Genomic DNA, 10,952 nt, shown 5'->3' with positions numbered 1-10,952 from the left:
TAAGCCGCGATGGCGGTGGCGTCGGCGGCCAACAGCGGCTTGTTTCGAGTTTTCATCAAAGCCTGTTATGCTATATATATAATAGCAATATATGCTTATTTCACGGGGGCTATCGCCTGATTTAATGTGAATTTGTGGTGGATTTCCTGGGCGCCGCGCGTTTGATCGCGCTCACCGGGACCCCTTTGACACCACCGCCTGCGGCATGGCCGGGGCCTTGACTGGCGGGCCTCGCGCGGGTCACATCAGCCAGCGTTACCTTGTCCAACTCGGCCAGAAAGTTCTGTTTTGCTGTCCAGAACACCTGCTTTAACTGGCACTGATTGGTCAGGGTGCAGGTGTTGTGGCCGGAGTCGAAACACTCGACCAGGCGGAAATCGGTCTCGGTCTGGCGTACCACATCGCCAATGCGAATGTCCGCCGCTGGTTTAAGCAGGCGCAAGCCACCACCGCGCCCGCGTGTCGTCTGCAAGATGCCTTGGCGGGCCAGATCGTTGACGACCTTCATCAAATGATTTTTGGAGACCGCGTGGCTCTCGGCCAGTTCGGCAATGGTGACTGAGCGATTGGGGTTGAGGGCGCAGAACATCAAAACCCGTAGCGTGTAATCGGTGTAGTCGGTTAGTCTCATGGGCGCTTTCAGGGTTTGCTGTATTGTGAATTTTATCGCAGTTTGTCTTAAGATGCATATAAAATGTACTTTTCAAATAGTTGATGTGTCCGTCATCCTGCCGCCATGAAACCAACATTCTTGCCCCTCTTTTCTGAAACCAAAGCCGCCACCCAAAGGCCTCAAGGCCTGCCTTTCTTGCGATTGGGTTTTCGGCCCTTCTATGTCGGTGGCGCACTGCTCGCGGCACTGATCGTGCCGTTGTGGGTGGCCATTTTTCTGGGTTGGTTGCAGCTCACGCCGGCGTCGCAGCCCCTGCTATGGCATGCCCATGAAATGCTGTTTGGCTTTGCAGTGGCCATCATCGTGGGCTTTTTGATGACGGCTGGCAAAGCCTGGACCGGCTTGGCCACGCCGCGTGGTCCCACATTGGCGGCCCTGGCGCTGCTTTGGCTGGGCGCCCGTGTGGCCTCGGTGACGGGACCCTATGCGGTTTACGCCGTGCTGGACATGGCGCTGTTGCCGATCGTGGCAGCCATTTTGGTCACGCTGCTGCTGCGTGCACGCAATTACCGCAACTTGCCGATTGGCTTGATTCTGGCCTTGCTGGCCGGCGCCAACCTGGTGTTCCACCTGGCCGTTCTGGGCCTGCTCAACCTGTCGGCGATGACGCCCTTGTATGCGGGTCTGGCTTTGATCATCATGATCGAATGTGTGATGGGCGGGCGCGTCATTCCGGCGTTCACGATGGCGGTAACGCCGGGTCTGAAGCTGGTCGCCCCGGTGTGGCTGGAGCGGGTCACATTGGGCGTCACCGGGCTGGGTTTGGCATTTTGGGTGCTGGCGCCGCCCAGCGCGATAGGTCTGATCGTGCTGGGCCTGGCCAGTGGGTTGCAGGTGCGGCGCCTGCTGGCCTGGCGCTTCGGCGTCACGCTGAAGCGGCCTATTCTGTGGATTCTGCATGCCGCCTACGCCTGGATTCCGGTCGGCCTGGCATTACTTGCGTTGGCCCAATTGGGCTGGGTGCCGGTGTCGGCGGGCGTGCATGCGCTGGCGGTGGGTGCCACCGGTGGCCTCATCATCGGCATGATCACCCGCACGGCGCGTGGCCACACCGGCCGGTTGTTGGTGGTGTCGGGTCCCGAGGTGCTGGCTTACGCGCTGGTCATGACGGCGGCGCTGCTGCGGGTTTTTTTACCGCTGTTGGCGCCTGGTCTCTATGCGTCGGCTCTGATTGCCACCGCAATGCTGTGGAGTGCCGCCTTTTTGATATACCTCTGGATTTACACCCCCTGGCTGATGAGCACCCGGCTTGATGGCAAGGATGGTTGAGGCGCGTCACAACGGTTTGGGAGCATCCGCATGGACTATCTTTTGGTGAAATATCTGCACGTCACTTGTGTCGTGCTCAGTGTCAGCCTGTTTGTTTTGCGCGGCACGCTGGAGCTGCTGGCACAGCCCTGGCGGCAGTGGCGACTGCTCAAGGTGGCGCCACATGTGATCGACACCACGCTGCTGACTGCTGCGCTGTGGCTGGCCTGGCGCATCGGGCAATACCCATTTGTGAATGGCTGGCTCACGGCCAAGGTGCTGGCGTTGTTGGCGTACATCCTGCTGGGCATGCGCGCCCTGGGCAAGCGCACACCGCAGGGGCAACGTTTGCCGTTTTTTCTGGCGGCGCTGCTGAGCGTTGGCTACATCGTCGGCGTGGCGCTCACCCACTCGCCCAGTTGGGGTTTGCTGTGACGTCGACACCGCCCTGATTTCGGTCGCCGCGTTTTGACCTGATCCACAGCTTGCCCTGCCAGGGCGGGGTTCTTGACTGGGCTGGCTTCTTGGCTGGGCTGGCTTTTAGAACGTTCTTGCCCCCACTCACTCCCCCCAACCCCTCTCTCGCCCCGCCGGGCGAAAGAGGGGAGCCTCATGTGGCCGCGTTTTTTGAGGTGGGAAATTGGTACTTGATTGCGCGCTGGCCTCGAAGTGGCGGCAACCCACCGAGAAGCCGCTCAGCCGGTTTGTGGCCAACGTGCCATGGCGCGTTTATTTCCCACCTTCAAAGACAAGGCCAAATGTGGCTGTTAGCTCCCCTTTCCGCCCCGGCGGGGGCGGAGAGGGGTTGGGGGAGAAGGGGGGGAATACAACATCTGAAAAATGTATGGGTCCGCAAAGACGGGGCTGCTGGAGCAACGACTGCGGTTCACAACCTCGGTTGCGCTGCAAGAAAAAGAACGCACCATCAATTCAAAAATAAAGATGCATTCAAATTGCCTTTTACGAAAAGATGCACTTAGAATACATCTTATAGCTTTGTCAAAAACATCCGCTTATCCAATTTTCAACTCAACCATAAAGGAATCCCTGCCATGCATGCCACGCGCAAACTCTGGACCTGGCTCGCTGTCATCTGTGTACTGTCTTTTGCCGTTTTAGGCTGGGTCGGCACCGAGATCTATCTGACAGCGCCGCCTATTCCCAAACAAGTCGTCAGTACCAAGGGCGCTGTTTTGTTTTCAGAAGGACAAGTTCAGCGCGGTCAGGAAGCCTGGCTTTCCGCTGGCGGTCAGCAGTTGGGGTCGGTCTGGGGTCACGGCAGTTATGTCGCACCGGATTGGTCGGCCGACTGGCTGCATCGCGAAGCGCTGGCACTGCGTGCGGTGTGGTCGCAACGTGACTTTGGCAAGCCTTTTGAGCAGCTAAGTGTCGGGCAACAAGCCGAACTCAGCGCGCGCCTCAAGAGCGAGATGCGGCGCAACACGTATGACGCCAGCACCGGCAGCATCACGCTCTCGCCAGAGCGCGCCGAGGCGGTGGCCCAGGTCGTCGCGCATTACGTCGGTCTGTTTGGCAGCGACCCGTCACTGGACAAACTGCGTGAACAGTATGCAATGAACGCCGGGTCCCTGCCCGATGCGCTTGACTTGCAGGCCTTGCCGGCCTTTATCTTCTGGTCGGCCTGGTCGGCCGCCACCGACAGGCCCGGTGAAACCGATTTGAGCTACACCAGCAACTGGCCGCACGAACCGCTGGTCGACAACACACCAACGGCGGGCGCCGGTATCTGGTCGATCGCCAGCATCATTTTCATGATCGCGGCCATAGCGGGCATGATTTTTTACCACTCGGTCAGCAAAGAAGAGGGCGACCCGACCCCGCCCAAGAGCGATCCGCTATTCGACCTGAAGCCAACCCCGTCCATGAAGGCGACCCGCAAGTATTTCTATGTGGTGATCGGGCTGATCCTGGTGCAAATCGGCATGGGGGCCATTACCGCCCACTACGCCGTTGAAGGCCAGAGCTTCTTTGGCTTTCCGCTGGCGCAAATCCTGCCCTTTACGGTGAGCCGCACCATCCATACCCAGTTTGCCGTCTTGTGGATTGCCACCGCCTGGCTGGCCACCGGTCTGTACATCGCGCCTGCCATCTCAGGCCATGAGCCCAAGTACCAGAAACTTGGCGTCGACGTGCTGTTTTATGCCTTGCTGTTCATCGTGGTTGGCTCCACCGCCTTCGGCTGGCTCGGCACCTTGCAACACCTGGGCAATGATTTCAGCTTCTGGATCGGCAATCAGGGGCTGGAGTTCACCAGCATGGGCCGCGTCTGGCAAGTGCTGTTGTTTGTTGGCTTGTTGTTCTGGGTCACCCTGCTGGGCCGCGGGCTATGGCCTGCATTAAAAACACCGTCGGAGAGCCGCGGTCTGATTGCCATGGTGTTCCTGGCCGCGCTGTGCATCGGCGGCTTCTATGCCACGTCCCTGACCTGGGGCCCGCACACGCACTACTCGATGATCGAGTACTGGCGCTGGTGGCTGGTGCATTTGTGGGTGGAAGGCTTCTTTGAAGTGTTTGCCACCGCCGTGATTGCCTTGTTGTTCACGCGTCTGGGTTTGATCCGCGCCAGCACCGCCAACAGCGCCATCGTGCTGGAAACCATCGTGTTCCTGTTCGGCGGTATTCTGGGCACGCTGCATCATCTGTACTTCACCGGCACACCGACCTTCGTGATTGCCATTGGCGCCATGTTCTCGGCGCTGGAAGTGGTGCCACTCGCCATGATTGGCGTCGAAGCCTGGCGCAACTACCAACGCTCCAAGTCGGCGCCCTGGGTGCAGGCCTACAAGTGGTCGATCCTGTGTTTCATCGCGGTTGGCTTCTGGAACGTGGTCGGCGCCGGTTTGCTGGGTTTCTCGATCAACACACCGATCGCGCTGTACTACATGCAAGGCCTGAACATGACCGCCGCCCACGGCCATGCCGCGCTGTTCGGTGTCTACGGCATGCTGGGTATCGGGCTGCTGCTGTTCTGCCTGCGCGGCCTCTCAAGCCGGCTGGCCTGGTCGGACAAGCTGCTGGCGCCGATGTTCTGGTCGTTCAACATTGGCCTGGGCATGATGGTGTTCATCTCCCTGGTGCCAGCTGGCATCTACCAGGCCTGGGCCAGCATCACCCAAGGCATGTGGTTTGCGCGCTCGCCCGAGGTGATTCATTCGCCCTTCATGGAAACCCTGGTCTGGTTGCGGGTGCCGGGCGATGTGGTGTTCTCCGTTGGTGCCCTGTTCCTGGCCTGGTTTGCCGTGCGTTTGCTCACGGGTGGCAAACGCGCGCAGTTGGCACCGTTGCCAGTGGCCAGCGCCAACCGGGCTTGACGAAAAGGCGGACAGACCGATCGTCAGGCAGGCGCTGCGACGGTCTGTGGACTGCGGCTCTGCACGCAGTTGCGCCCCTGGTTCTTGGCGGCGTACAGGGCCTGATCAGCCGCATCCAGCAGCGCTTGTGCGCTGCTGGTTTGGTCCGCTTTCAGGGTGGAGGTGCCCAGACTGACGGTGAGCTGGTTCGATATGGCGGATTTTCGATGCGGCAGATTGAGCGCCAGAACCGCGGTCCGGAGCAGTTCGGCAATTGCCAACGCTTTGTGCTCACCGCAGTCGGGCAGTATGACGGCAAACTCTTCACCCCCATAGCGGGCCAGCTTGTCGGTTGAACGCAACAGAACAGCCTGAAGGGCCTGTACCACGGCAATGAGCACCTTGTCACCGGCAGGGTGACCATAGGCATCGTTGTAGTCCTTGAAGTAATCCACGTCGATCATGATGAGCGACAGCTTGGTTCCTTTTCTTTGCGCCCGTGCGAATTCCTGCTGGTAGAAATGGTCGAAAAAGCCCCGGCTGAAGGCACGCGTGAGACTGTCGGTCATCACCTCGCGGTTGAGACGCTCCGATTGCCTTTGAAGTACTTTTTCGCGGGAAATTGCCCGGCTGGAATCGGTGATTTGAATCAGACAACAGGCACCCCATGGGGGCAGCACCAATGGTGTCATGGTGATGGCGTGCGGCATCCGGGTGGCCGATGCATCTGCCGGCGTGTGCGCGTACAGGGGCAGGGGGCAAAAGTGCAGCACATTGGACAGCACCACCGGCAGTCTGTAGCGCAGGGCGTTGCTCAACGCGGCCACAAAGGAGGCCGACAGGCCCGCGCCAAACACGCCGGCCAAGGGCTGGCCGCAGGCTGTCTGGGCGCTCACCCCGCTGTGGCGGGCCAGCCAGGCGTTCCACAGCAACACGCGCGCGTCGGCGTCCACCAGCACCAGACCCAGCCCCACGGCGTCAAGGATCAGTGGCCAGCTCGCGCCGCCATCGAGTTTTTCAGGTTCCATTTTTCGGGCAGTACTAGATACGGGAGACGAACTGTTCAAGATGAAGCATCAGTTCCTGCAAAGACGAGGAGCTCAGCCAGAAAATCAGGGTTCCCTGGCTGCGTCGCTTTTCGATCAGCATGTTGATGTGCAAAACCAGCATCAATGGATTGTCGGCATCCGCGACCAGGCGCTCAATGACAACGTCGGGCTCAGCGCTTGAATACTCGGGCAGCGTGCTTTCAAAGGAAATGCCCAGCATGTCCGCCATGGCCGACAGGCAGGCGTTCAAAATGATGTTGCCGACCTCGCACATGGCCTCTTGTTCATATTCGACCAGGTCCTCTTTCTGCACTTGCGAGCCCAGCATCTCCTGCACAATTTCCAGGGCCCGCTCTTCGGTGAACAAGAGGGAGGCTGTCAGGTTGAACGGCCCCCTGAATTTTTGTTTGACCGAACCGAGTCGCGCCGAGGAAAGCGACAACACTTTGGCGTTGACCTCATGGGCTCGGTAAAACTCGACACGGGGCACCGACAGCAGAACTTCGTCGCCCACGATGTCGCTCAGGCTGGACGCCGCGCGCCCGGCGCCAATGTTGAATATTTCGGTCAGTGCATCGAGCTGGGCGGCAGTGATCGTCATCAGTCTTACCCCTGAAAATAGGCCAGTGCCAGGGCCACCGACTTGGGGGTCACCGGCTTGGCTACGAACTGCGCACCCAACTGCATGGCGCGAATCTGTTGCGATTCCTGAATATTCGCTGAGAACAGGGCGACGCGCACGGTCGGCTGCATTTTCAGCAACTGCTCGGTGGCCTCGGTTCCCTGCAGGCCCGGCATGTTGATGTCCATGGTGCAGTAATCAAAGGGCCGCGTCGCAGCCAGTGCCAGCGCTTCGTCTCCGCTTACCGCCTCAGTGACGGTCCAGTGCGGAAACTGGGCCAGGATCAGGGACCTGATCAGCAAGCGTGAGACACGGCTGTCGTCGACAATCAAGACGGATTTGGGGGAAGGGTGGTCCATGGATGGGCGGCTCTCGTGTTGGTATTCCAGCGAATTCGTCGACCAGTGTAGCGCTGGACCAGCTGGTTCAACCACGACCAGCGTCATCCAGATCAATCCTTGAATTCAGCCGCGCGTTTACCCAGGTTGGCCATCATCGCTTCCTGCAGGTCTTTGCTCATCAGCATGGCCGAGTTCCAGGTGGCAATGTAGTTCAGGCCGTCGGCTACCGAGTGGTCACGCGCATAGGTAGTGCCTGACCGGAAACCCCATTTTTTCAAAAAATGGCCTGCCTAAACTTCAAGCACAGATCATTTTTTGCCTAAACCTATCTGCCGCTCGGACTCGTCGCCTCCTTTTTCCTGCAAAGCCAACAAATGACGGCGTTTTCAAACGAGCGTATCCCCTGATTTCTAAAATCCTACCCACCAAAAGCTGTGTCGTTCGCGTTGGCTACGCCGCGAGCTTGTAGGTCGTGTCGCGATCGGCATATTTGCTTTCCCGCTGCTCACGCTCAATTTCCTGCTGCCACACAATCGCACCAATGCGGTGAATATTCCTGGCCACCACCGCTAACGCCACATAGCGCTTGAAGCCCTCAATGCCGTGGTCCCTGCACACATCAAGTCCATGCACCTCGAGCCCATTGATCGCCGACTCCACCGCTGAATGCGCCCGGCGCGCTTTGACGAAATCAGGGGCCTGTTCTTGAGCTTGCGCCTGTTTGCTCAGTTTGCCTTTTCTGGGCAATACCACCAGTTCGAGTTGCTCTTTCAAGGCAATCTGGTTGGCCGGTGAGTGAAAGCCTTTGTCAAAGCTGCAGGCATTCAAGTGTGGGAAGCGCTTCCTGGCTTGGGCCACCATCTCCAGCGTCACTTGATCGTCCGTCTGCTGTTGCATCACCTGGTGGTGCAGGATGAACTGATACTGGTCTTCCACGATGCACACCTTGACGCCGAGTTCCACCGCAACGCCGGCCTTGCCTTTGCTGATCCATTCGGTGTGGGGCTGGAATATCGAGAATACTTTTTCGCCATGAGGGATGGTTTCACCCAGAATGACACGCCTGCGGACTTGGTCGATCTGGCGATCAGCATGGACCATGAAGCCCTCGATCTCCACTTTCCTCACCTGGTCAAAGACGTCTGCCAAGGCCTGCGCCTCAATCAGAACCAGTGTCTGGCGGGCCTTGTCCAAGTAGGCTTGGGCCACGCTCAGATAGTGCTGGTGCGCTTGCACGATGAGGGCTTCGTTTTTTTGCACTTGCTCGGGCGCCTTGGCCTTGCTGCGTTTTTTGTTTTGCGCCGTGCGCATGAGGCGCTTGACGTGGTTCAGGTTGTAGGCGTTTTGACGCCAGTCGCTCATGCCAAGATCGTCGCACCACTGCGCGGTGAGGCTGATGACTTTGCGCATGGCATCCCACAGCAGGTTGATGTCGGTGGGGAAGTGAACGTTGGTTTCAAGGACAAAGGAGTCGCACCGACCACGCAGCGCTTCGGCGGCCTTTTTTTTTACCAAACCGTGACCTGCCTGGACGATGAGTTGGTTGATTCTGTCGAGCAGTTCCGGTGTCAGCAGGCTGACGTTGTCTTTGAGGGTCTGGAAGTGGTAGCTCACATCATCGAAGGCGCCATGACCGAGCATCTCGCGGATGGTGTTGTGGTGGTTGACCAACTCATGCAGGCGGTCATAGTCGCAGTTCAAATCGAGCCGAATCACGCCGCACACCAGAATCGTCCACAGGGCCATGCCGGGGCGTCCGTTGGACTTGCTCACCGTTGGGGCGACTTGACTTTCCAGCAGTTCGAAGATCGCCGTGCGCAACTCGACATGGGTGTAGATGAATTGCAGGCCTTTCAATATCTTGGGGATGTCGTCGCGTGATTTGTAGTCGAAGTTGATCTTGGAGATGTCAACTTCACCGATGGTCATTTGTTCGTTCTGGACTACGCGCATGGTCTTCTTGTCTCTTCAAAACAGCATCATTTCGGGGCCTCACTTATTAACGTTTGAGAGGGGAAATGGTGCACTCCAGGAAGAGATTTTGATGACATTTCTCACCCCGAATTCAAGGGTAAATCAGGAACGAAGATACCGGGCATTGCCCCGGTATTTGACGCAAAACCAGCTCAAAGCATGGTTTTTGGAAAATCTTCACTTCGATGAAAACCGTGAAAACACGCGCCGTTGCTGGGGTTGACGGGTTTTCTGTCAAGCACTAAATAGGCACAAAATCGACAGGTTGCTTGGGGTGATTCTAGGCTTCAATCGAGCTGACCTGGAAATTGAGCGAGCTATCAAGATAGTCAGTTCCCTGTGCACAACCGTAGTACGTTTTACTCCATTTCAAGTTTAGGGGGGCATCAAAAATTACGTCAATGAAATTGAGGTCGCCGTCGCTTCTGCGACTCGATGAATTTGAAGAGATTACACTTCCATTCCATGGCGCAACTTACAAAAGAGCAGCTCGCTTTTCTAAAAGCACAGAAGGTATCCCCCTCATGGCTATTTGATGGCTCGGGACTGTCTAAGCGGTCGCGTGATGAGTCCATGAATACGCTGGAAAAATATTTCTATTATGGTGGATCACCGTGTGCAAAAGCGGGGCACACACTTCGATCAAAGGCAGGTCATTGCATACAGTGCGACACATCAAAAATTGCTTATCAGCTCAGAAATTCAGCTGCCGGTTATGTGTACTTGGCATACTCAAAATCAACGCAATTTTCCAAAGTCGGATTCAGTAAACATCATCCGCAGGATCGCAAGGACCTCCTCAATAAAGAGGCTTATGGGAGCATAACCGACTGGGATATCAAAAAAATCGCCACAATGACAAAGGACGCGGGGAAAAAAGAGTTCGAAATTCACTCCACTTTGGAGAAGTATCAGAAGGCAATCACTTATGAAAAGACACGCGGCTTGATTGTGGAATGCCGTGAAATTTTTGCCTGCGACTATCAAGTTGCATTAGAAGCCTTCCTAATGCACACAACTTAACGAATGTAGCGACTAAGATAGACCTACTGGACATGCGTGTCCGCTGACCGCTTCCGCTGCGCTGCCGAATTACGTTTTTCTCCATTGCCGACAAATGAACCTCCCCGCCCCAGAGGGGCGGGGAATCTACCCGCCACGATTAAAACAACACCTTGAATGCATTGCCTTTGTTGTCTTTTGCCACGCCAGAGCCGTTTGCTGTACCACTGCCGGTGTAGAACTCGACCTGAATGACTGTGCCCCGGTCTCCAACGAGCATGGCTTCGCCCTTGTTGACTCCCGGAAGATTTGCCACAGAAAAACCGGAGCCGTAAACCGTTGCCCATACTGAAGCCATACCATTTGTCGCAGACCCGGAAGCAGTTGCCGTTGAAAAGCCAACGCTCATAGGTGCAATAGATGACCATTTGCCGGTGCAATGCTCACCGTCAGGCAGCGACAATGAAATGCCGCCAGTATTTCCCATGATGCCGTCAACAGCTGCGGTGAGAACCGGTAGCGGCTGTTGTTTGGACAGGGGGCCGTCAACTGGATAGAGCGTTGCCGTCGTGGAACAAGCCGCTATGGCGGTAACCATAACAGCGGTTGGACTAACCCGCTGACGCGCGAACTGGTTCGCCAGTCCAGCAGGCTACCTCGGACTTTTCAGCAATCTCCTTTTGCAGGACGATGGACTCGCTGCTCGCAGCACTTCATCCCTTCAATCCGTAA

At 57.2% G+C, this 10,952-nt stretch carries 11 protein-coding genes; 4 read left to right on the top strand and 7 right to left on the bottom strand.

Annotation, left to right across the window (positions count from 1 at the left end; translation table 11 throughout):
• Positions 1-121: 121 nt before the first annotated feature.
• Complete coding sequence (locus WA157_RS03030; RefSeq protein WP_422619548.1) at positions 122-631, bottom strand: RrF2 family transcriptional regulator; 510 nt, start codon at positions 629-631, stop codon at positions 122-124.
• A 105-nt stretch (positions 632-736) separates the two neighbouring features.
• Between WA157_RS03030 and WA157_RS03025 the strand changes: the two genes are divergently transcribed.
• The 3 genes from WA157_RS03025 to WA157_RS03015 all read left to right on the top strand — a co-directional run bounded on the left by WA157_RS03025 (position 737) and on the right by WA157_RS03015 (position 5,253).
• The gene (locus WA157_RS03025; RefSeq protein WP_422619547.1) at positions 737-1,942 is read left to right on the top strand and encodes an NnrS family protein; all 1,206 of its coding nucleotides are present in this window, start codon (positions 737-739) and stop codon (positions 1,940-1,942) included.
• Between the two features lie 30 nt (positions 1,943-1,972).
• Positions 1,973-2,356: a SirB2 family protein gene (locus WA157_RS03020; protein WP_422619546.1), complete on the top strand. Its 384-nt coding sequence runs from the start codon at positions 1,973-1,975 to the stop codon at positions 2,354-2,356.
• Between the two features lie 617 nt (positions 2,357-2,973).
• Positions 2,974-5,253, top strand: a complete 2,280-nt coding sequence (locus tag WA157_RS03015) for a nitric-oxide reductase large subunit (RefSeq protein ID WP_422619545.1) — start codon at positions 2,974-2,976, stop codon at positions 5,251-5,253.
• Positions 5,254-5,276: 23 nt separating this feature from the next.
• On the opposite strand, the gene WA157_RS03010 is transcribed toward WA157_RS03015, so the two are convergent.
• From WA157_RS03010 to WA157_RS02990, 5 genes are all read right to left on the bottom strand, one after another.
• The gene (locus tag WA157_RS03010; RefSeq protein ID WP_422619544.1) at positions 5,277-6,260 is read right to left on the bottom strand and encodes a diguanylate cyclase domain-containing protein; all 984 of its coding nucleotides are present in this window, start codon (positions 6,258-6,260) and stop codon (positions 5,277-5,279) included.
• Positions 6,261-6,273: 13 nt separating this feature from the next.
• The gene (locus WA157_RS03005; protein ID WP_422619543.1) at positions 6,274-6,882 is read right to left on the bottom strand and encodes a chemotaxis protein CheC; all 609 of its coding nucleotides are present in this window, start codon (positions 6,880-6,882) and stop codon (positions 6,274-6,276) included.
• A gap of 5 nt (positions 6,883-6,887) precedes the next feature.
• Positions 6,888-7,262, bottom strand: coding sequence for a response regulator transcription factor (locus WA157_RS03000; protein WP_422619542.1), 375 nt, complete (start codon positions 7,260-7,262; stop codon positions 6,888-6,890).
• A 92-nt stretch (positions 7,263-7,354) separates the two neighbouring features.
• Positions 7,355-7,522, bottom strand: a complete 168-nt coding sequence (locus WA157_RS02995) for a hypothetical protein (RefSeq protein WP_422619541.1) — start codon at positions 7,520-7,522, stop codon at positions 7,355-7,357.
• Positions 7,523-7,694: 172 nt separating this feature from the next.
• On the bottom strand, positions 7,695-9,197 hold the full coding sequence (locus WA157_RS02990; RefSeq protein WP_422619540.1) for an ISNCY family transposase: 1,503 nt from the start codon (positions 9,195-9,197) through the stop codon (positions 7,695-7,697).
• Positions 9,198-9,683: 486 nt separating this feature from the next.
• Between WA157_RS02990 and WA157_RS02985 the strand changes: the two genes are divergently transcribed.
• On the top strand, positions 9,684-10,241 hold the full coding sequence (locus WA157_RS02985) for a hypothetical protein (protein ID WP_422619539.1): 558 nt from the start codon (positions 9,684-9,686) through the stop codon (positions 10,239-10,241).
• A gap of 139 nt (positions 10,242-10,380) precedes the next feature.
• Here the strand turns inward: WA157_RS02985 and WA157_RS02980 are convergent, their stop codons facing one another.
• Complete coding sequence (locus WA157_RS02980; protein ID WP_422619538.1) at positions 10,381-10,818, bottom strand: hypothetical protein; 438 nt, start codon at positions 10,816-10,818, stop codon at positions 10,381-10,383.
• Positions 10,819-10,952 lie beyond the last annotated feature (134 nt).

The organism is Rhodoferax ferrireducens, from assembly GCF_049302455.1.
GTDB classification, from domain to species: domain Bacteria; phylum Pseudomonadota; class Gammaproteobacteria; order Burkholderiales; family Burkholderiaceae_C; genus Rhodoferax; species Rhodoferax ferrireducens_B.
Note: the sequence above shows the minus strand (reverse complement) of the source record. Positions and strands in the feature narration are given on the sequence as shown.